The 19,673-nt window shown below is 53.7% G+C and carries 21 protein-coding genes; 15 read left to right on the top strand and 6 right to left on the bottom strand.

Going from position 1 to position 19,673, the window contains the following annotated elements:
- Positions 1 to 137: 137 nt before the first annotated feature.
- Complete coding sequence (gene glnS / locus LH22_RS16265; protein WP_038648266.1) at positions 138 to 1,805, top strand: glutamine--tRNA ligase; 1,668 nt, start codon at positions 138 to 140, stop codon at positions 1,803 to 1,805.
- A 234-nt stretch (positions 1,806 to 2,039) separates the two neighbouring features.
- Positions 2,040 to 2,435: a hypothetical protein gene (locus tag LH22_RS16260; protein ID WP_038648263.1), complete on the top strand. Its 396-nt coding sequence runs from the start codon at positions 2,040 to 2,042 to the stop codon at positions 2,433 to 2,435.
- Positions 2,436 to 2,496: 61 nt separating this feature from the next.
- On the opposite strand, the gene fur is transcribed toward LH22_RS16260, so the two are convergent.
- From fur to ybfF, 4 genes are all read right to left on the bottom strand, one after another.
- Entirely contained in the window at positions 2,497 to 2,946 is a 450-nt protein-coding gene (gene fur, locus LH22_RS16255) for a ferric iron uptake transcriptional regulator (protein ID WP_007890672.1), read from the bottom strand.
- A gap of 355 nt (positions 2,947 to 3,301) precedes the next feature.
- Entirely contained in the window at positions 3,302 to 3,832 is a 531-nt protein-coding gene (gene fldA, locus LH22_RS16250) for a flavodoxin FldA (RefSeq protein ID WP_034829111.1), read from the bottom strand.
- A 135-nt stretch (positions 3,833 to 3,967) separates the two neighbouring features.
- A complete protein-coding gene (gene ybfE / locus LH22_RS16245) occupies positions 3,968 to 4,243 on the bottom strand; it encodes a LexA regulated protein (protein ID WP_034829114.1) in 276 nt (91 codons plus the stop codon).
- Positions 4,244 to 4,411: 168 nt separating this feature from the next.
- A complete protein-coding gene (gene ybfF, locus LH22_RS16240) occupies positions 4,412 to 5,176 on the bottom strand; it encodes an esterase (protein ID WP_038648255.1) in 765 nt (254 codons plus the stop codon).
- Between the two features lie 248 nt (positions 5,177 to 5,424).
- Here ybfF and seqA point away from each other — a divergent pair, with 248 nt between their 5' ends.
- Positions 5,425 to 5,970, top strand: a complete 546-nt coding sequence (seqA, locus tag LH22_RS16235) for a replication initiation negative regulator SeqA (RefSeq protein ID WP_038648252.1) — start codon at positions 5,425 to 5,427, stop codon at positions 5,968 to 5,970.
- A 25-nt stretch (positions 5,971 to 5,995) separates the two neighbouring features.
- Positions 5,996 to 7,636, top strand: a complete 1,641-nt coding sequence (gene pgm / locus LH22_RS16230; RefSeq protein ID WP_038648250.1) for a phosphoglucomutase (alpha-D-glucose-1,6-bisphosphate-dependent) — start codon at positions 5,996 to 5,998, stop codon at positions 7,634 to 7,636.
- An 83-nt stretch (positions 7,637 to 7,719) separates the two neighbouring features.
- Here pgm and kdpE read toward each other — a convergent pair whose 3' ends face one another.
- Positions 7,720 to 8,394: a two-component system response regulator KdpE gene (kdpE, locus tag LH22_RS16225; protein WP_038648247.1), complete on the bottom strand. Its 675-nt coding sequence runs from the start codon at positions 8,392 to 8,394 to the stop codon at positions 7,720 to 7,722.
- A 245-nt stretch (positions 8,395 to 8,639) separates the two neighbouring features.
- Here kdpE and LH22_RS16220 point away from each other — a divergent pair, with 245 nt between their 5' ends.
- The 11 genes from LH22_RS16220 to nei all read left to right on the top strand — a co-directional run bounded on the left by LH22_RS16220 (position 8,640) and on the right by nei (position 17,875).
- On the top strand, positions 8,640 to 8,840 hold the full coding sequence (locus LH22_RS16220; RefSeq protein WP_038648244.1) for a YbfA family protein: 201 nt from the start codon (positions 8,640 to 8,642) through the stop codon (positions 8,838 to 8,840).
- 153 nt (positions 8,841 to 8,993) lie between these two features.
- Positions 8,994 to 9,950 carry a YbgA family protein gene (locus tag LH22_RS16215; protein ID WP_038648241.1) on the top strand — a complete coding sequence of 319 codons (957 nt, stop codon included), beginning with the start codon at positions 8,994 to 8,996 and terminating at the stop codon, positions 9,948 to 9,950.
- A 12-nt stretch (positions 9,951 to 9,962) separates the two neighbouring features.
- Positions 9,963 to 11,390, top strand: a complete 1,428-nt coding sequence (gene phrB / locus LH22_RS16210) for a deoxyribodipyrimidine photo-lyase (protein WP_038648238.1) — start codon at positions 9,963 to 9,965, stop codon at positions 11,388 to 11,390.
- 22 nt (positions 11,391 to 11,412) lie between these two features.
- Positions 11,413 to 12,156, top strand: coding sequence for a type 2 GTP cyclohydrolase I (locus LH22_RS16205; protein WP_038648235.1), 744 nt, complete (start codon positions 11,413 to 11,415; stop codon positions 12,154 to 12,156).
- A 149-nt stretch (positions 12,157 to 12,305) separates the two neighbouring features.
- Positions 12,306 to 12,962 (top strand): 5-oxoprolinase subunit PxpB, encoded by a 657-nt coding sequence (gene pxpB, locus LH22_RS16200; RefSeq protein WP_038648233.1) that lies wholly within the window; start codon positions 12,306 to 12,308, stop codon positions 12,960 to 12,962.
- Complete coding sequence (gene pxpC, locus LH22_RS16195; RefSeq protein WP_038648230.1) at positions 12,956 to 13,888, top strand: 5-oxoprolinase subunit PxpC; 933 nt, start codon at positions 12,956 to 12,958, stop codon at positions 13,886 to 13,888. The genes pxpB and pxpC overlap by 7 nt, the downstream gene beginning before the upstream one ends.
- Positions 13,878 to 14,615: a 5-oxoprolinase subunit PxpA gene (gene pxpA / locus LH22_RS16190; protein ID WP_038648227.1), complete on the top strand. Its 738-nt coding sequence runs from the start codon at positions 13,878 to 13,880 to the stop codon at positions 14,613 to 14,615. The genes pxpC and pxpA overlap by 11 nt, the downstream gene beginning before the upstream one ends.
- Positions 14,616 to 14,675: 60 nt before the next feature.
- Positions 14,676 to 15,404: a DUF969 domain-containing protein gene (locus LH22_RS16185; RefSeq protein WP_038648224.1), complete on the top strand. Its 729-nt coding sequence runs from the start codon at positions 14,676 to 14,678 to the stop codon at positions 15,402 to 15,404.
- On the top strand, positions 15,404 to 16,420 hold the full coding sequence (locus tag LH22_RS16180; protein WP_038648218.1) for a DUF979 domain-containing protein: 1,017 nt from the start codon (positions 15,404 to 15,406) through the stop codon (positions 16,418 to 16,420). Before LH22_RS16185 ends, LH22_RS16180 begins: the two co-directional genes overlap by 1 nt.
- A gap of 7 nt (positions 16,421 to 16,427) precedes the next feature.
- Complete coding sequence (gene pcp / locus LH22_RS16175; protein WP_038648216.1) at positions 16,428 to 17,075, top strand: pyroglutamyl-peptidase I; 648 nt, start codon at positions 16,428 to 16,430, stop codon at positions 17,073 to 17,075.
- An 11-nt stretch (positions 17,076 to 17,086) separates the two neighbouring features.
- Positions 17,087 to 17,875 (top strand): endonuclease VIII, encoded by a 789-nt coding sequence (gene nei / locus LH22_RS16170; protein ID WP_038648213.1) that lies wholly within the window; start codon positions 17,087 to 17,089, stop codon positions 17,873 to 17,875.
- A gap of 93 nt (positions 17,876 to 17,968) precedes the next feature.
- Here nei and LH22_RS16165 read toward each other — a convergent pair whose 3' ends face one another.
- Positions 17,969 to 19,252, bottom strand: coding sequence for a citrate synthase (locus LH22_RS16165; protein WP_038648210.1), 1,284 nt, complete (start codon positions 19,250 to 19,252; stop codon positions 17,969 to 17,971).
- Positions 19,253 to 19,673: the final 421 nt, after the last annotated feature.

The raw sequence follows: 19,673 nt of genomic DNA, 5'->3' as shown, positions 1-19,673 counted from the left end.
GCCAGAAGGCAGGAAGCAATTCCTGCCTTTTTTGTTTTAAAACGACCAACAAACGGTTGTTTCCCTCCTGCGCTTTGTGGATCATACTCCGTTACTTCGTGGTACAAATCACCCGCTATTGTTTTGAGGATTTTGAGATGAGTGAGGCTGAAGCCCGCCCAACGAACTTTATTCGTCAGATCATCGACGAAGACTTGGCGAGCGGTAAGCACAGCAGTGTGCATACCCGTTTCCCGCCTGAGCCCAATGGTTATCTGCATATTGGCCATGCGAAATCTATCTGCCTGAACTTTGGTATCGCCCAAGATTATCAAGGACAGTGCAACCTGCGTTTTGACGATACTAACCCGGTGAAAGAAGATCTGGAGTTCGTTGAATCCATCAAGCGTGACGTGCAATGGCTGGGCTTTGAGTGGAGCGGCAACATTCGTTACTCCTCAGACTATTTCGACCAACTGTTTAACTACGCCGTTGAGCTGATCAATAAAGGTCTGGCTTACGTTGATGAGTTGTCGGCGGAAGAGATCCGTGAATATCGCGGCACTCTGACTGCGCCGGGTAAAAACAGCCCGTACCGCGACCGCAGCGTGGAAGAGAACCTTGCGCTGTTCCAGAAGATGCGTGATGGCGGTTTCGAGGAAGGTAAAGCGTGTCTGCGTGCCAAAATCGACATGGCATCCAGCTTCATTGTGATGCGCGATCCGGTGCTGTACCGCATTAAGTTTGCCGATCACCATCAGACCGGCAGCAAGTGGTGCATCTACCCGATGTACGACTTCACGCACTGCATTTCGGATGCGATCGAAGGCATTACCCACTCATTGTGTACGCTGGAGTTCCAGGACAACCGTCGCCTCTACGATTGGGTGCTGGACAACATCACCATTCCGCAGCATCCGCGTCAGTACGAATTCTCGCGTCTGAATCTGGAGTACGCGGTGATGTCGAAGCGTAAGCTGACGCAGCTGGTCACCGAGAAAGTAGTGGAAGGCTGGGACGATCCCCGCATGCTGACTGTTTCAGGTTTGCGCCGTCGTGGTTACAGCGCGGCCTCGATTCGTGAATTCTGCCGCCGCATCGGCGTGACTAAACAGGACAACATCGTTGAGATGGCGTCGCTGGAATCCTGTATTCGTGACGATCTCAATGAGAACGCACCACGCGCGATGGCGGTACTCGACCCGTTGAAAGTGGTGATCGAAAACCTGCCCGCCGGCCACGAAGAAACGCTGACCATGCCTAATCATCCAAACAAGCCGGAGATGGGCACGCGTGAAGTGTCGTTCAGCCGTGAAGTGTGGATCGATCGCGCTGACTTCCGTGAAGAAGCCAACAAACAGTACAAACGTTTGGTTCTGGGCAAAGAAGTGCGTCTGCGCAATGCTTATGTGATTCGTGCTGAGCGTGTGGCGAAAGACGAAGAGGGTAACATTACCTGCATCTATGCCACTTGTGATGTCGATACCCTGAGCAAGGATCCGGCGGATGGTCGCAAAGTGAAAGGTGTGATCCACTGGGTTTCCGCCATTCATGGACTGCCAGCTGAGTTCCGTCTTTACGACCGTCTGTTCAGCGTGCCAAACCCAGCGGCGGCTGAGGATTTCCTCACCACCATTAACCCGAACTCGCTGGAAATCAAACAGGGCTTCGTGGAGTCAGGTTTGCGTGAAGCTGCCACTACCGCAGCTTATCAGTTTGAACGTGAAGGCTATTTCTGTGCCGATAGCGTCTACTCACAGCCGGGTAAATTGGTGTTTAACCGCACGGTTGGACTGCGTGATACTTTCGCGAAGATTGGCGAGTAATATCTTTCGTCGATAGCACAATATGATCATGAAAGGGCGAGCAATCGCCCTTTTTTATTGCCTGTAATTCGCCACGGGCAATGAATTATGCTGAAGGCGGCAAGCTGTGCTTGTTGTCTATTTTGCGACAATTCTGACTTTAGCAAAATTAACCCATTTGCGAGTGTGAAAAATTGTATTTCAGGTAGGCTATGCGCTCTAAATAGAGCTCTGCGGGTTATCAAAGGAAAAAAAATGACAAGTCTCGCCCTGGAAGCTAAGCATAGCGTGGTGGTATTACATCAGCTTATTGAACGTGTTTTTAACCAGGTAGAAGGCAGTGATGACAGCATGGAACTGCTTTTGTCACACTTTCACCCGGATTTCAAAATGGTGACGCCGCTGGGTAAGCAGCTGGATCTGAATGAGACCGAAGTGCTGTTTCGCAAACTGCACGGTCAGCGGGAAGGGCTGCGCATTGCCACCAGTGAGCATGCCATCATTTCTCAACAGAGCCAGGAAGTGACGATTCAGTATCGTGAACTGCAGATGTTGAACGGCACCCATCAAACACGCATCTCTTTGGCTGTGCTGGATTGCAGCACCACCATTCCTCGCTGGCGCTACCTCCACGAAACCTTTATCGCTTGATAACAGGCATAAAAAAACCGGTGACCAGCACCGGTTTTTTTATATTGCATAGCACACTCAATTACTTATCGTGGAGCGTATCGTCTTCGCGGCAGTCTCCCAGTGCACAGTGACCGTACAAGTACAGGCTGTGGTTGCTGAGTTTGATGCCGTGGCGAGTAGCAATCTCACGCTGACGCGTTTCGATTGATTCATCACTGAATTCGATCACTTTGCCACAATCCAGGCAGATCAAGTGGTCATGGTGATGCTGCTGAGTCAGTTCGAATACGGATTTGCCGCCTTCGAAGTTATGACGGGTGACGATACCCGCGTCATCAAACTGGTTAAGAACGCGATAAACCGTTGCCAGGCCAATCTCTTCGCCCATATCGATCAGGCGCTTATACAAATCTTCCGCACTGACGTGATGGGACTCGGGGCCCGGTCCCTGAAGCACTTCCAAAATTTTCAATCTTGGGAGAGTGACTTTCAGGCCAGCCTTCTTCAATGCGGAGTTGTTGTCAGTCATTCGGATATTGTCCTGTTACTTTGCATGTCACTTACGGCGCAGGGGCCTTGAATGTTTAGGTCACGCGTATTCTCATTTGCGTCTCATTATAGAACTCAAGCAGTGAAATGAAAACCAGGGTAGCGCGCAAATCAACAAAAGTCGTAAGGATAAACATCGCCTACGCCAGCGCGGAACGGTGTGGTTTGGGTTTCCATTTCACTCAGCCTCAGTCAACAATCAGAGGAATAAGCGGATGACCATTGCGGGTATTCTACAGATTTGCGGGGAAAAGTTAAAAAACCGTAGCTATTATTTTTATAGGAATTTCCTTTGCCCCAACGTGAGCCAGCGCTCACATTGGGGAGGCGAGGCATCAGGCTTCGATGATCTCTTTCAACTGCAGCTCATCAAAAATCTGTTTCACCCAGGCGTCAACGCGTTCGTTGGTCAACTCAGGTTGACGATCTTCGTCAATCGCCAGGCCGAGGAAGTGTTTGTCATCGGCCAGACCTTTTGAGGCTTCAAAATGATAACCCTCGGTCGGCCAGTGGCCCACGATCACCGCGCCGTTGGGCTCAATGATGTCGCGAATCGTGCCCATCGCATCACAGAAATACTCTGCATAATCTTCCTGGTCGCCACAGCCAAACAGCGCCACCAGTTTGCCATTAAAGTCGATCTCTTCCAGCGTAGGGAAGAAGTCATCCCAGTCACACTGTGCTTCGCCGTAATACCAGGTAGGAATACCTAGCAGCAGGATGTCGAACGCTGCGAGATCTTCTTTGGTGCTCTTAGCAATGTCATGCACTTCGGCGACATCTTTACCCAGTTGTTTCTGGATCATTTTTGCAATGTTTTCAGTGTTGCCGGTATCGCTGCCGAAGAAAATGCCTACGATTGCCATGGGTTAAGTAACCTCTTAAAGCCTGATTGTGAAAGTAAGTCAATTGACTGCACATGTTAGCGAATGATAGCAGACCGTTGAAAAGGGCGGAACGAGTAAAGCCTGAACTTTGTGTTCCTGCGTGCGGTCAGCGCGCTAAGACAGTTTGAGTTGCGCTAGCAGCATTTGTTCAATCAATTCGCTGCGGCTGATGTTTTGTTGCTCGGCCAGCGTGTTCAGGGCGTCAACCGCTTCGCTGGACATTTTCAGCTCAACACGACGCAGCCCTCGCACTTTATCGCGCTTGAGCTGGTTACGTTTGTTGATACGCAACTGTTCGTCGCGTGTCAGCAGGCTGGTTTTGGGGCGACCGGGACGCCGCTCGTCTGCAAAAAGATCAAGCGTGGTACGGTCTGTCTGTTCTTTTGCCATGATTTGTGAAACTGAGTGGGCGCGAACGGCGGAAAGGCGCTGCGCGATTTATACATTATCGGCCCGACCACGGCGAAAAAATCATCCGCGGCAAATTTTTAGCGCGACATCATACTCCAGCACCATCCGCGACGCCAACCCTAAACCGCATACGGCAAGCTTTTGCTTTTACAGGTTAAAAAAGCGACGAACTGCGCGCAAAACCGCATCAGGTTTTTCAGCATGTACCCAATGACCGGCGCCGCTGATCACGTGCGCATGGGCGTGAGGGAACTGACGCAGCAGTGCATCACGATGCTGATTGTCCAGATAAGGGGAATCGCCACCGCGAATAAACAATGCGGGATGTGGCCAGGCCGGAACCTCCTCCCAGCCAGAAATCGTGGTGTAGTTGTCCCACAGCACCGGCACGTTAAAGCGCCACTCGCCCTCCACAAAGGACTTGAGGATAAACTGAATCACCCCCTCTTCAGCGACATGATGACGCATCACCTCGGCCGCTTCACTGCGACGGGACACGCCCGCCGCTGTCACGGCGCGGATACCGGCGAAGATTTCATCGTGGCGGCGGGTTTGATAATCCACCGGCGCAATGTCGATCAACACCATTTTCTCAATACGTTCGGGGGCCACGGCACTGAGCGCCATGGCGATTTTACCGCCCATTGAATGGCCTATTACGCCAGCACGTTCAATCTTATGTGCATCCAGCGTCTCCACGATGTCTTGCGCCATGGCGTGATAATCCATCACCTCACTGCGTTCAGACAAACCATGGTTGCGCACGTCCACTTGCAACGTGGGGCGTGCATCCCGGACACCGCGCGCCAGCACGCCAAGGTTATCCAGGCTACCAAAAAGGCCATGAATTAACAGAATAGGGGGGGCTTCAGGGGTAGATTGTTCAGTTTGCAGACGGGCGTTCAAAATCATGGCTAAAGTTCTTACGGTTGTGACCTTGGCTTAGGGTATCATGGATTCACCTGTCCAGGAGCCAGCCGGCCAGGCATTAGGGCATATTCCGACTTTTGCCCTGAAACAACGCCAGCGCTATCGGCTGCCACGGATTTAACTTTATAATCCTTATGTTAGAGCCCGCTCACGTTTTGCACAGCTCGATTTTGCTAAGGCCGTTGCAATAATGCGTGGTTCTGTCATTTGCCAGAATTGTACGGAATAAGATGAAAACGATTGAAGTTGACGAAGAACTCTACCGTTATATTGCCAGCCACACGCAGCACATTGGTGAAAGTGCCTCCGATATTTTGCGCCGCATGCTGAAATTCACCGCGGGCCAGACTGCACCGACTGCACCTGTCGCTGCTGCTTCGGCTTCGGTGAAGGAAGCGCAGCCAGTGCGCAGCGAAGCGCGTCCTCAGGATCGCGTACGCGCTGTGCGTGAACTGCTGCTCTCTGATGAGTATGCCGAGCAGAATAAGGCGGTTAATCGCTTTATGCTGGTACTGTCAACGCTTTATCGTCTTGATCCAGCAGCCTTTGCTGATGCCACTGCCTCGCTGCAGGGCCGCACTCGCGTCTATTTTGCGGGTGACGAGCACACGCTGCTGCAAAATGGCACCCATACTAAGCCGAAGCACGTTCCTGGCACACCGTACTGGGTGATCACCAATACCAATACAGGCCGCAAATGCAGCATGGTGGAACACATCATGTTGGCGATGCAGTTCCCTCAGGAACTGACAGAGAAAGTTCGCGGCACCATTTAAACTGAAGCGTCAGGGAGAAGCGCCAATGGCCAATCACCCCCGTGCCGGGCAGCCTGCCCAGCAGAGCGATTTGATTAACGTTGCACAATTAACCTCGCAGTATTACGTCCTGAAGCCAGATGCGGCGAACCCGGACCATGCGGTGAAATTTGGCACTTCTGGCCACCGCGGCAGCGCGGGACGCCAAAGCTTCAATGAAGTGCACATTCTGGCGATTGCGCAGGCGATCGCGGAAGAGCGCAAAAAGAATGGCATCACCGGCCCGTGCTATGTGGGTAAAGATACCCACGCATTGTCTGAACCGGCCATTCTGTCAGTGCTGGAAGTGCTGGCGGCGAACGGTGTGGATGTGATCGTGCAGCAGGACAATGGCTACACGCCAACGCCGGCGATCTCCAACGCCATTCTGGAACACAACAAACGCGGTGGCGCGCAGGCGGACGGTATCGTCATCACGCCTTCACACAACCCGCCAGAAGATGGTGGCATCAAGTACAACCCGCCAAACGGCGGTCCTGCTGATACCAACGTCACCAAGGTGGTCGAAGATCGCGCTAACCAGCTGATCAAAGGCGAACTGAAAGACGTGAAACGTCTGCCGCTGGATCAGGCCTGGGCAAGCGGCCATATCGTTGAGCAGGATCTGATTCAGCCTTATGTTGAAGGTCTGGCTGAGGTCATTGACTTCCCGGCAATCCAGAAAGCGGGCCTGAAAATCGGCGTTGATCCATTAGGTGGCTCCGGTATCGCTTACTGGCAGCGTATTGCTGAGCACTATAAGCTGGATCTGACCATCGTTAATGATGCTGTCGATCAGACCTTCCGCTTCATGCATCTGGATAAAGATGGCGTGGTGCGTATGGATTGCTCATCTGAGTGCGCAATGGCGGGTCTGCTGGCGTATAAAGATAAGTTCGATCTGGCGTTCGGTAATGACCCGGATTACGACCGTCACGGCATCGTCACGCCTGCAGGCCTGATGAACCCGAACCACTATTTGGCCGTGGCGATTAATTACCTGTTCCAGCATCGTCCGCAGTGGGGCAAAGATGTTGCCGTGGGTAAAACCCTGGTCTCCAGCGCAATGATCGACCGTGTGGTCAATGATATTGGTCGCAAGCTGGTTGAAGTGCCGGTTGGTTTCAAATGGTTTGTTGATGGCCTGTTTGATGGCAGCTTCGGTTTCGGCGGAGAAGAGAGCGCGGGTGCTTCCTTCCTGCGCTTCGACGGTTCCGCCTGGTCAACCGATAAAGACGGTATCATCCTGTGCCTGCTGGCAGCCGAAATCACTGCGGTGACCGGCAAAAACCCGCAGCAGCACTATGACGAACTGGCAGAACGCTTTGGTGCGCCAAGCTATAACCGTCTGCAGGCGCCGGCGACCTCAGCGCAAAAAGCGGCACTGTCTAAGCTGTCACCGGAAATGGTGAGTGCTGACACGCTGGCGGGCGATCCGATTACTGCACGTCTGACCGCAGCACCGGGTAACGGCGCGTCAATCGGTGGTCTGAAGGTGATGACCGAAAACGGCTGGTTTGCTGCGCGCCCTTCAGGCACTGAAGACGCTTACAAAATCTACTGTGAAAGCTTCCTTGGCGCTGAGCATCGCCAGCAGATCGAGAAAGAAGCGGTAGAGATTGTTAGCGAAGTGCTGAAAAACGCGTAACAGAACCGTTGAGGCGCGCTGATTAATGTGCGCCTTTTCACGCGATTCCTGAAACGACCCACGTGACAACGTGGGTCGTTTTTTTATGGCATAAAGCGGTAACCAATACCGGTTTCGGTCAGCAAATGGCTGGGTTGGGTCGGATTGCTTTCCAGCTTCTGACGCAGATGCCCCATATAAATGCGCAGATAATGGCTGTGCTCCACCGCATTCGGCCCCCACACCTGATTCAACAACTGACGTTGCGTCAGCACCTTCCCGGCGTTGTTCAGCAATAAACTCAGCAGGCGAAACTCGGTAGGTGTCAGGTGAATTTCCTGATCGTTACGTAACACGCGGCGTGCGGCCAGATCGACACTCACTTCACCGAATTTCACCACTGGCTCTGGCTGGCTGCTTTGATGCCGACGTAATGCCACGCGCACGCGGGCCAATAGCTCACCAATACCAAACGGCTTAGTCAGATAGTCATCGGCACCGGCATCCAGCGCATCTATTTTGTCCTGCTCATCACTGCGTGCAGACAGGACGATCACTGGCATACTGCTCCACTGGCGTACTTCGCGGATAAAGTCGTTGCCGTCACCATCCGGCAGTCCGAGATCGAGGATCACCAAATCCGGCTTTCGCGTAGCCGCTTCAATCAGTCCGCGTTGTAATTGCTCCGCTTCCACAATCTTCAGGCCTTCGCTTTCCAGCGCCAGGCGCACGAAACGGCGAATCTCTTTTTCATCTTCAACAATCAAGATGGTCGTCACGCTGACTCCTGCCACAGGTAAAGTTAACACGGCACTTTATCAAGAATCGGACACCGCGTCCGTCATGATGTTTGTAACCTCGCAATATCTCTATGTTTACAATTATGTAACTTACTTTCATGCAGCGCCGTAAAGCACAAAAAAAGACCAAAATTAGTGGTCGGATGAGTAGTAAAATTACACAACTAAGCGTAATATCTGAGGCAGATCACATTTCAACGCAAAATTTACCCCAGGAGGCAATCATGTATCAGGCTTATCCACTTTATAAAATCGTGTTGCGCCGTTTTCTGGCGGTATTGGTCGGCATACTTGCCTTACCTGTCATGCTGTTCCGCCAGGATCGTGCCCGTTTCTACAGCTATCTGCACCGCGTCTGGTGTAAGACCAGCACCAAACCCGTCTGGCTGGCGCAGACCGAAGCAGTAGGCAGCATCCACTGGTAAGCGTTTTAACGATTCATTAAGAACCCGGCAGCTTCAAAAAAGCGCCGGGTTTTTTTATTCTCAACTTTGTCTGTATTCCCCGCTTAACCGCTGTTATCCCTCTCCGTTTCAGCTACACTTAAACCTCTACAAGATTTTGGAGGTTGTACAAGTATGAGCGAAAAAATTCCTGTCGGTATCAGCGCTTGCCTGCTCGGGGATAAGGTCCGTTTTGACGGTGGCCACAAGCGTTTCGCTTTTGCAACCGAAGAACTGACACCCTTTATCCGCTTTGAACCGGTTTGCCCGGAAATGGCGATTGGCTTGCCCACACCGCGTCCTGCCCTGCGTTTAGTCAAAGAGTCGGACGAGCAAATTCATCTTTGTTTTAGTAAAGATGGCGGCCAGGAGGTCACGGATGAGATGCAGCGGTGGTCAGCCGAACGGGTGAAATCACTGCATCATCTGTGTGGCTACATTCTCTGTGCAAAATCACCCAGCTGTGGCCTCGAGCGCGTGCGCGTCTATCAACCTGATACCAATGATAATCGCAAAGCCGGCACCGGTGTTTTCACTTCATTCCTGCAGCAGGAAATGCCCTGGCTGCCGCTGGAGGAAGATGGCCGCTTACACGATGATGCCATTCGCGAAAACTTTATGGGGCGCGTGTATGCGTTGCATGAGTTCAATGAGATGTGGCGCAGCGGTTTAACCCGCCACAAGCTGATCGCCTTCCACAGTCGATACAAGTTGCTGCTGCTGTCGCACGCGCAGGATGAGTATCGCGAGATGGGACGTTTTGTGGCGGCAATGGAGCAGTGGGATTCGCTGGATGATTACGCCTTTGAATACCGAATTCGCCTGATGCATTTGATGTCCCATCAGGCTTCGCGCCGTAATCACACCAATGTGTTGATGCATGTACAGGGCTACTTCCGCCCGCAGTTATCGTCACCGCAGCGCCAGGAACTGGCGCAGCTCATCGATCGTTATCGCACTGGCGTCCAGCCGCTGTTGGTTCCTATCACCATGCTGAAACACTACATGGCGGAATATCCGCATCCGTGGCTGGCGCAGCAACGTTACTTTGATCCTTATCCGGAAGCGCTGCGTCTGCGCTACGGACAATAATCCCGGAGCATTATGACCACCCACTTAGTCTGGTTGCGTAACGATCTGCGCATCAATGACAACACTGCGCTGGCTGCTGCCTGCCGCGACAGCCATGCGAGGGTGCTGGCGCTATTTATTGCCACGCCCAAACAGTGGCAGCAACACCATATGGCACCGAGGCAGGCGGCTTTCATTCATCAGAATCTGTGTTCGTTGCAAGATTCACTGGCCGAGCGCGGTATTCCGTTGCATTACCATCAGTGCGATGACTTTGCTGCTTCAGTGGATTACCTGAGTGCGTTTTGCGACCAGCATCAGGTGGATGAGTTGTATTACAACTATCAGTATGAAATTAACGAGCGCGAACGTGATGCGGCCGCCGAAAAGCGTCTCGATGGCCAGGGCGTAATTTGTCAGGGCTTTGATGACAGCCTGTTATTGCCTCCCGGCAGCGTGCAGACCGGCAATCACACCATGTTTAAAGTCTTCACACCGTTCAGCCGCGCCTTTGTCCGTCGACTGCATCAGGGATTACCGGAGTGCCATCATGCACCGAAAGCGCGCCAGGATGCGCCGGTCAGTGCGGGTCAGAAAATCCCAGCATTTGATTATCCACTGGAAGCGTTCGATACATCGCTGTTTCCGGCTGGGGAAGAGGCCGCGTTAAAGCAGTTGCGCCATTTCGGCAAACAATCCGTGCAGCACTATCCCGACGTGCGTGATTTACCGGCATTAGATGGCACCAGCCGCCTCTCGCCCTACTTGGCCATAGGAGTACTGTCTCCGCGCCAGTGCTTACATCGTATATTGAAAGAACATCCTGATGCGTTGAACGAAGGCAAAGCCTTTACCTGGCTCAATGAACTCATCTGGCGCGAGTTTTATCGCCATCTGATGGTGGCATTTCCGGCGTTGTGTAAGCACCAGCCGTTTGTGGAGTGGACGCATAACGTACAGTGGCAAAAAAACGATGCACATCTCACGGCCTGGCAGCAGGGCAAAACGGGATATCCCATTGTCGATGCGGCAATGCGTCAACTCAACACGCTGGGCTGGATGCACAATCGCCTGCGCATGATTGTTGCCAGCTTTTTGGTAAAAGACCTGCTGATCGACTGGCATGAGGGGGAACGCTACTTCATGCAACAACTGATTGATGGCGATCTGGCGGCCAACAACGGTGGCTGGCAGTGGGCGGCCTCAACGGGCACCGACGCGGCACCGTACTTTCGCATATTCAATCCAACGACTCAGGGGGAACGCTTTGACGAAAAAGGCGAATTTATCCGCCAGTGGGTACCAGAGTTGAAAGATGTGCCGGAGAGTGACATTCACCAGCCGCAGGTGTGGGCGAAGAAAAACAACAAGAAACTCGATTATCCCGCGCCAATCGTGGAACATAAGGACGCACGTAAAAAGACATTAGACGCCTTTGAGCGCGCGCGCAGCGCGGCCTGAGGCGATCAGGGAGCCGTACTAAATGAATCATGTTGAGTTAGAACATATCGTTAATCAGCAGCTGAACACCAGCGCCTTCAGCGACTATGCGCCCAATGGTTTGCAGGTGGAGGGCCGTACGGAAGTGAAAACCGTCATTACGGGCGTCACCGCGTGTCAGGCGCTTTTAGATGAAGCGGTAACGCGTAATGCCGATGCTATCCTGGTCCATCACGGCTATTTCTGGAAGAGCGAATCGCCGCTGATTAAAGGAATGAAACGCCAGCGCCTGCGCACGTTGCTGGTCAATGATATCAACCTGTATGGCTGGCATCTGCCGCTCGATGCCCATCCGCAACTCGGCAACAATGCACAGCTGGCAAAATTGTTTGATATTGACGTGAAAGGGGAAATTCAGCCGTTAGTGCCATGGGGCGAGCTGGCTGAACCGTTGAGCGGCGAAGCGCTTGCCGCGAAAATCGCCGAACGTTTAGGCCGTAAACCGTTGCACTGTGGTGATAACGCCCCGGCACTGATCAAACGTGTCGCCTGGTGCAGTGGCGGTGGACAGGGCTTTATTGATAGCGCGGCCGCTTTTGGCGTGGATGCCTTCATCACGGGTGAAGTCTCAGAGCAAACCATTCACAGCGCACGCGAACAAGGCCTGCACTTTTTCGCCGCCGGACATCATGCTACCGAGCGTGCCGGTATCAAGGCGCTGGGCGAATGGCTGGCGCAAAGCTACGGCCTCGACGTGACCTTTATTGATATCGACAATCCTGCCTGATTTCTCCTCTTCGCGTCCTTAACCCACGTTAAGGACGCAAATCTGTTGACACATCTCTGTCACTTTCGCATAACTTATTGACTTTCATTATAAGCAAAGCGATTTGTGGACATTTTTTGTCCGCGTTAATCATGACCGGGAGGTGGGTTTTGCAACGAGCACGTTGTTATCTACTGGGTGAGCGAGCCGTTGTGCTGGAGCTGGAACCGCCCGTTTCACTCGCCAGCCAGCAGCGCATCTGGGGACTGTGCCAACGCCTGCAGCACAATGAACAGGTTCAGGAAGCGATTCCGGGAATGAATAACCTGACGTTGCTACTGCGCGATCCGCAATTGAATGCGCTGGATGCCATTGAGCGTCTACAGCGCTGGTGGGAAGAGAGTGAGGAACAGATTCCTGAATCACGTCGGGTAGAGATTCCGGTGGTGTACGGGGGCGCGGGTGGCCCCGATCTGCAAGTGGTGGCTGAGGGTGCCAGCCTGTCGCCAAAACAGGTCGTCGAACTGCACAGCAGTGTTGATTACGTGGTCTATTTTATCGGCTTCCAGCCGGGTTTTCCCTATCTGGGCGGGTTGGATGAGCGTTTGCACACGCCGCGCCGTGCTGAACCCCGTGTCATCGTGCCCAGCGGCTCGGTAGGCATCGGTGGCAGTCAGACCGGCATTTATCCCCTGGCAGCACCAGGCGGCTGGCAACTGATCGGTCATACCCCGGTCAGCCTTTTCGATCCGTTACAGCATCCGCCGACACTGCTGCGGCCGGGTGACAGCGTGCGCTTTGTGCCGCAACAGGAGGGCGTATGTTAAACATTCTACGCGCCGGATTAATGACCTCGATTCAGGATCAGGGCCGCACCGGCTGGCGGCAATATGGCATCAGCGTCAGCGGAGCACTGGATCAACCTTCGATGCGTACTGCCAATATGCTGGTGGGCAATCCGGAGGAGAGTGCGGTACTCGAAATTGTGCTTGGCCAGTTCAAAGCCGAATTTAAACGTGACGGTTGGTTTGCACTCACTGGGGCGGGCTGTAATGCCGATCTGGATGGCAAACCGGTGTGGACTGGCTGGCGCTTACCGGTGAAAAAAGGCCAGGTGTTGTCGCTGGCGATGCCGGTGCGCGGTATGCGTAGCTATCTGGCAGTCAATGGTGGTTTCGCCATTGATGAGATGCTCGGCTCGCACAGTACCGATCTCAAGGCTGCTTTTGGTGGTTTCCAGGGCCGTAAGTTGCAGGATGGCGATCAGCTGCCGTTGGGCAAACCCTCACGAACGTTCAAGGGCAAAGCGGGCGTACGTCAACTGCTGTGGGGCAACCGCATTCGCGCCTTACCGGGCCCGGAGTATAACGAGTTCACGCGCGAAGCGCAGGAAGGTTTCTGGCGCAGTCCGTGGAAGCTGAGTCCGCAGAGTAATCGTATGGGTTACCGCATGCAGGGCCGTCAACTGCAGCGTAAAGCCACGCGTGATTTGTTGTCGCACGGGTTAGTCCCCGGCGTGGTGCAGGTTCCGCCTAATGGCCAACCGATTGTGCTGATGGCCGATGCGCAAACCACCGGCGGTTATCCGCGTATCGCCTGTGTTATCGAAGCTGACCTGTATCAACTGGCGCAGATTCGACTCGGCGAACCGATTCACTTTATCCATTGCACTCTGGAAGAAGCGCTGCTGGCGAAGCAGCATCAACAGCGCTCCTTTGACCAAATAGCCTGGGGGCTTGCACATGAAGATTGATCTCAACGCTGACTTGGGTGAAGGCAGCGCCAGCGATCAGGAGCTGCTGACGCTGGTGAGTTCAGCCAATATCGCCTGTGGATTCCACGCCGGTGATGCGCAAACCATGCTGCAATCGGTGCGCTGGGCCAAAGCTTCAGGTGTGGCGATCGGCGCCCACCCCAGCTTTCCGGATCGCGAGAACTTTGGTCGCACTGCGATGCAGCTGCCGCCGGAAACGGTGTATGCGCAGATGATCTATCAGATCGGTGCATTGAAGAGCATCGCCGAAAGTGAAGGTGAGCGTTTAGTGCATGTGAAGCCGCACGGCATGCTTTACAACCAGGCGGCAGCGGATGCCACGCTCGCCGACGCCATTGCCCGCGCGGTGAAGGCGGTGGATCCCGCATTGATACTGGTCGGCCTGGCAGGTAGTGCTTCGATCAAAGCGGCTGCGCATTATGGTCTGCGCACGCGAGAAGAGGTGTTTGCCGATCGTGGCTATCAGGCAACCGGTGCGCTGGTGCCGCGTAGCCAGCCAGGGGCGATGATTGAAGTCGCCGAGCAGGCGCTGGCACAAACACTCACCATGGTGCAGCAGCGTCAGGTGCAGAGTATCAGCGGGGAGTGGGTGAAAGTGAATGCCGAGACCGTCTGCTTACATTGTGATGGCGCACATGCGCTGCAATTTGCGCGCACGTTGCGTGCTGCGTTTGCTACCCATCAAATTGCTGTCACCAGTGCTTAAAAAATAACAACTCGCCCGGCACGCTGTCGGGCTTTTTATTTTCAGATGAAGGGGAAATAAATGGATAACGTGGTCAATCTCTGGCCGTTACTCGGCATTGCCACCATCGTACTGGGGTTTGTGTTGCGCTTTAACCCGGTGCTGGTGGTAATTGTTGCCGGTTTTGTTACCGGCCTGGCTGCGCATCTGCCGCTGGCCGATATTCTGGAGAAACTTGGTTCCGGCTTCCTGAATACCCGCAACCTGCCGCTGATTTTGCTGCTGCCGCTGGCCGTGATCGGTTTGCTGGAGCGCCACGGTTTGAAGGAGCGCGCACAAAGCTGGATCGCGCAGATCAAAACCGCGACGGCGGGCCGTTTGCTGATTGTCTATCTGTTCGTGCGTGAAATCACCGCCGCACTGGGTTTAACCAGCCTCGGAGGTCATCCGCAGATGGTGCGTCCACTGCTGGCACCGATGGCAGAAGGCGCCACGGAAAACCGCTATGGTGAAGTGCCCGATGAAGTGCGCCATCGCTTGCGCGCCATGTCGGCAGCCACCGATAACGTCGGGCTGTTCTTTGGTGAAGATATCTTTGTCGCATTCGGCGCGATTATCTTCATGCACAACTTTATGCAGGAGTCGGCAGGCATCAGCACCGAGCCGCTGCATATCGCTTTGTGGGGTATTCCCACCGCACTCTGCGCTTTCCTGATCCATTCGGCGCGACTGGTGCGCCTTGACCGCCAACTGGCGCGTGAATTGGGTGCTATCAATCAGCAGGCGTTGCACGCCAAAGGCGGGAAATAATGTTTCAGCAACAATATCTGATGTGGCTGGCAGGGGTGATCCTGCTGGTGGTCGCCGTTCTCTCCTGGCGCGATGCGGCTAACCCAAGACGATTTACGACCGGTTTATTCTGGGCGCTGTATGGCCTGATGTTCCTGATTGGTGAGGGTGCCTATCAACTGATGGGGCAATGGGCGGGCGATGCTGTCGCCGGTAAACGCATGCTGCACATTGGCGTGGGTGTTGCCGTGGTGTTGATGGCGTTAATTGCCGGCTTCGGCGGCGTGCGTCTCGGCAGCTACCATCAGCGCAGCGATCAGCAGAAGCGCGAAAGTGCGCAGCGTCTGCGCAATAAGCTGTTTCTGCCCGCGCTGGCGATTCCGGTGGTGACGGTGATTGGCGTGCTGGCGTTTAACAACATCCCGGGTTTGCAGTATGCCGTGTTTGGCCCGGGTAATCATTCAACGCTGGTGACCCTGTTCTCGATGATGGTCGGCTGCGTACTGGGCTGGATCATCGCGCTGCAAATCACCCATGAAAAACCGCTGCAGTCGATGCAGGAAACCCGCCGACTGCTGGATGCGGTGGGTTGGGCATTTATTCTGCCGCAAATCCTTGCCACGCTCGGTCTGTTGTTCACCAGCGCGGGCGTTGGCACCGCGATTTCACATCTGACTGAACAGTATCTGGCAGTGGACAATCGTCTGATTGCGGTCGCGGTATACGCGATTGGCATGGCACTGCTGACCATGGTGATGGGTAATGCGTTTGCTGCCTTCCCGATAGTGACGGCTGGCATTGGGATTCCTATTCTGGTGCTGCAACACGGCGGCAATCCGGCGGTAATGGCGGCAATTGGCATGTTCTCTGGCTATTGTGGCACCTTGATGACGCCGATGGCGGCGAACTTCAACATCGTACCCGCGCGTTTACTGGAGTTGCCGGATCGAAACGGGGTGATCAAGGCTCAGGTGCCAACCGGTGTGCTACTGTTGGTGGTAAACGTATTCCTGCTCTACTTCCTGATGTTCTTGTGAGGTCGTAATGAAAACGGTATTGATGACGGCGTTTGAGCCGTTCGGTGGCGAAACCATTAACCCTTCATGGGAAGCGGTGCGCAGTTTTGACGGTAAAGTGATTGCCGGAGCCCGAATTGTGGTGCGCCAGCTACCCGTGGTGTTTGCCACCTGCGGAAAGGTACTAACGCAAGCGCTGGATGAGATCCAACCTGACCGCGTATTGTGCGTGGGCCAGGCCGGTGGGCGTGTTGATATCACCGTCGAACGTGTGGCGATCAACGTGGATGATGCGCGTATTCCCGACAACGATAATCAGCAGCCCATCGATCAACCGATCGTTGCGGATGGCCCTGCAGCCTATTTCTCTACATTACCGATCAAGGCGATGGTCGCAGCCCTGCGTGAGGTTGGTGTGCCGGCCTCGGTATCCCAAACCGCCGGAACCTTCACCTGTAACAACGTGATGTACAGCCTGCTGCACTGGCTGAAGACCACCAACAGCCAGGCACGCGGTGGCTTTATTCATATCCCCTATATGCCGGAACAGGCGGTGAATCATCCCGGCGTCGCCAGTATGGCGACGGCCAGCGTGATCCTGGCGCTGGAAACCTCGTTGCAGGTGATGTTGAGCACTGAAAATGACATCCGCGTGGTCGGTGGAGCGACGCATTAACAGGAGAAGTTATGCCTGAAGGACCGGAGATCCGCCGTGCGGCGGATCAACTGGCAGCGGCGATGGAAGGCAAGCCACTCACTGATGTGTGGTTTGCCTTCCCTGAGCTGAAAACCTATGAACCGGCATTAATGGGTGAAACCATTACGGCTTTTGAAACACGTGGCAAAGCACTGCTGACGCATTTTTCGAATGGCTTAACTCTCTATAGCCATAACCAACTGTACGGCGTGTGGCGGGTTGTACCGACCGGTACTGAACCCAACACTTCGCGGCAGCTACGTGTGCGTTTATCCAATGCCGATCAAACCATCCTGCTGTACAGCGCTTCGGATATCGAACTGCTCAATGCGGATACCCTTGGCGCACACCCTTTTTTACAGCGTGTTGGTCCCGATGTACTGGATGCCACATTATCGGTGGAAGCGGTGCGAGAGCGGTTGCTATCGCCGCGTTTTCGTCGCCGTCAGTTCAGCGGGCTGTTACTCGATCAGGCCTTTCTGGCGGGATTGGGTAATTATTTGCGCGTGGAGATTTTATGGCATGCCGGATTGCTGGCGTCGCATCGGGCGCAGGATCTCACTGAGATACAGCTCAATGCATTAAGTGAGGCGATGCTGGCGGTGCCACGTTTGTCGTATCAGATGCGCGGCAGTATGAAGAAATACCATGCCGATGCGGCGTTTCGCTTTGAGGTGTTTCATCGCCAGGGCAAGACATGTCGGCGCTGCGGCACGCTGATTGAGAAGGGTACGCTATCGTCGCGACCATTTTACTGGTGCCCGGGATGTCAGTTTTGACGCGCAAGGGTGTGTGAAACAAAATACGATCAATAAAAAAGCTGCCATCTCAATGAAATGGCAGCCTTTCTTTCACACTCATTTAGCTGTGGATTACTTTTTCAGCGCCGAGGTAAATGGACGCTCGGTGTAACCGGTGTACAGCTGACGTGGACGCGCAATCTTCATGCCTTCGTCGTGCATCTCTTTCCAGTGTGCAATCCAGCCTACGGTACGCGCCATCGCGAAGATCACGGTGAACATAGACGAAGGAATGCCCATCGCTTTCAGAATAATGCCAGAGTAGAAATCGACGTTTGGATAGAGTTTACGCTCGATGAAGTACGGGTCGTTCAGGGCGATATGTTCCAACTCCATCGCCACTTCCAGCAGGTCATCTTTCATACCCAGCTCATTCAGCACTTCGTGACAGGTTTCACGCATCACGGTGGCGCGCGGGTCATAGTTTTTGTAAACACGGTGACCGAAGCCCATCAGGCGGAACGAATCGTTTTTGTCTTTCGCGCGACGTACGAATTCCGGGATGTGCTCAACGGTGCTGATCTCTTCCAGCATACGCAGGGTAGCTTCGTTGGCGCCACCGTGTGCCGGTCCCCACAGCGAAGCGATACCCGCAGCGATACAGGCAAATGGGTTTGCACCAGAAGAACCGGCGGTACGCACGGTTGAGGTAGAGGCATTCTGCTCATGGTCAGCATGCAGAATCAGAATACGGTCCATGGCGCGTTCCAGCACCGGGTTCACTTTGTACTCTTCGCACGGAGTAGCGAACATCATATGCAGGAAGTTGCCTGCGTAGGACAGGTCGTTACGTGGGTAAACGAACGGCTGGCCAATCGAATATTTGTAGCACATCGCTGCCATGGTCGGCATTTTGGACAGCAGGCGGAAGGCAGCGATTTCACGGTGACGTTCAATGTTGACGTCTAAGGAGTCGTGATAGAACGCCGCCAGAGCGCCAGTGACACCACACATGACCGCCATCGGATGCGAATCGCGGCGGAAGCCATGGAACAGTCGGGTGATTTGCTCGTGGATCATGGTGTGGCGGGTAACGGTGGTGCGGAACTCTTCAAACTGGGCTTGGGTCGGGGCTTCGCCATTCAGCAGGATGTAACACACTTCGAGGTAGTTGGAGTGGGTTGCCAGTTCGGAAATCGGGAAGCCGCGATGTAACAGAATGCCTTCATCACCATCAATAAAAGTGATTTTAGATTCGCATGACGCAGTAGAGGTGAAACCGGGATCGAAAGTGAACAGGCCATGATTGCCAAGTGTACGGACATCAACAACGTCTTGTCCCAGCGTACCTTGCATCACATCCAGTTCAACGGAAGCATTATCTTGTAGGGTTAGCGTCACTTTTTTATCTGTCATTTTTCGTCTCCATAGCGCCTTAGTAGGTAAGGATCTTAGACACCAGAATAGCCTTCATGTTGTATAAAACCACAATCTTCACAGTATCACTCTGCGGTAACGTTTGTCGTGCAGGGTTACAGGGAAATGTATTAGGGCCAGTCGGTGGCGTTCGGGCATGACATGCTGAACAGCGCGGATGTTAAAGATCCTGTCACGACATAACTTCTTGGTAACCAATAACCTGATGCTTTGTGTTGCTCGTAAAGGCAATGTTACATAACTTGAGCTTAGGGGAAAGTGTATCCCCATAACTTTTGTGCATCATAGGGCTTTAATGCGTTTGTTTGTAACTGAAATGTTGATCTTTTGTCAAATCAGATAATTAAAAATGTATGAATTGTGAAATTCGTGAGTCGGATCACTGTTCAGCCTAAATGTG

It is taken from the genome of Pantoea rwandensis (assembly GCF_000759475.1).
In the GTDB taxonomy this organism is placed as follows: domain Bacteria; phylum Pseudomonadota; class Gammaproteobacteria; order Enterobacterales; family Enterobacteriaceae; genus Pantoea; species Pantoea rwandensis_B.
Note: the sequence above shows the minus strand (reverse complement) of the source record. Positions and strands in the feature narration are given on the sequence as shown.

Coding starts and splice junctions, on each gene's coding strand:
- glnS (WP_038648266.1), top strand. CDS start 138: ATGAGTGAGGCTGAAGCCCGCCCAACGAACTTTATTCGTCAGATCATC.
- LH22_RS16260 (WP_038648263.1), top strand. CDS start 2,040: ATGACAAGTCTCGCCCTGGAAGCTAAGCATAGCGTGGTGGTATTACAT.
- fur (WP_007890672.1), bottom strand. CDS start 2,946: ATGACTGACAACAACTCCGCATTGAAGAAGGCTGGCCTGAAAGTCACT.
- fldA (WP_034829111.1), bottom strand. CDS start 3,832: ATGGCAATCGTAGGCATTTTCTTCGGCAGCGATACCGGCAACACTGAA.
- ybfE (WP_034829114.1), bottom strand. CDS start 4,243: ATGGCAAAAGAACAGACAGACCGTACCACGCTTGATCTTTTTGCAGAC.
- ybfF (WP_038648255.1), bottom strand. CDS start 5,176: ATGATTTTGAACGCCCGTCTGCAAACTGAACAATCTACCCCTGAAGCC.
- seqA (WP_038648252.1), top strand. CDS start 5,425: ATGAAAACGATTGAAGTTGACGAAGAACTCTACCGTTATATTGCCAGC.
- pgm (WP_038648250.1), top strand. CDS start 5,996: ATGGCCAATCACCCCCGTGCCGGGCAGCCTGCCCAGCAGAGCGATTTG.
- LH22_RS16220 (WP_038648244.1), top strand. CDS start 8,640: ATGTATCAGGCTTATCCACTTTATAAAATCGTGTTGCGCCGTTTTCTG.
- LH22_RS16215 (WP_038648241.1), top strand. CDS start 8,994: ATGAGCGAAAAAATTCCTGTCGGTATCAGCGCTTGCCTGCTCGGGGAT.
- phrB (WP_038648238.1), top strand. CDS start 9,963: ATGACCACCCACTTAGTCTGGTTGCGTAACGATCTGCGCATCAATGAC.
- LH22_RS16205 (WP_038648235.1), top strand. CDS start 11,413: ATGAATCATGTTGAGTTAGAACATATCGTTAATCAGCAGCTGAACACC.
- pxpC (WP_038648230.1), top strand. CDS start 12,956: ATGTTAAACATTCTACGCGCCGGATTAATGACCTCGATTCAGGATCAG.
- pxpA (WP_038648227.1), top strand. CDS start 13,878: ATGAAGATTGATCTCAACGCTGACTTGGGTGAAGGCAGCGCCAGCGAT.
- LH22_RS16185 (WP_038648224.1), top strand. CDS start 14,676: ATGGATAACGTGGTCAATCTCTGGCCGTTACTCGGCATTGCCACCATC.
- LH22_RS16180 (WP_038648218.1), top strand. CDS start 15,404: ATGTTTCAGCAACAATATCTGATGTGGCTGGCAGGGGTGATCCTGCTG.
- pcp (WP_038648216.1), top strand. CDS start 16,428: ATGAAAACGGTATTGATGACGGCGTTTGAGCCGTTCGGTGGCGAAACC.
- nei (WP_038648213.1), top strand. CDS start 17,087: ATGCCTGAAGGACCGGAGATCCGCCGTGCGGCGGATCAACTGGCAGCG.
- LH22_RS16165 (WP_038648210.1), bottom strand. CDS start 19,252: ATGACAGATAAAAAAGTGACGCTAACCCTACAAGATAATGCTTCCGTT.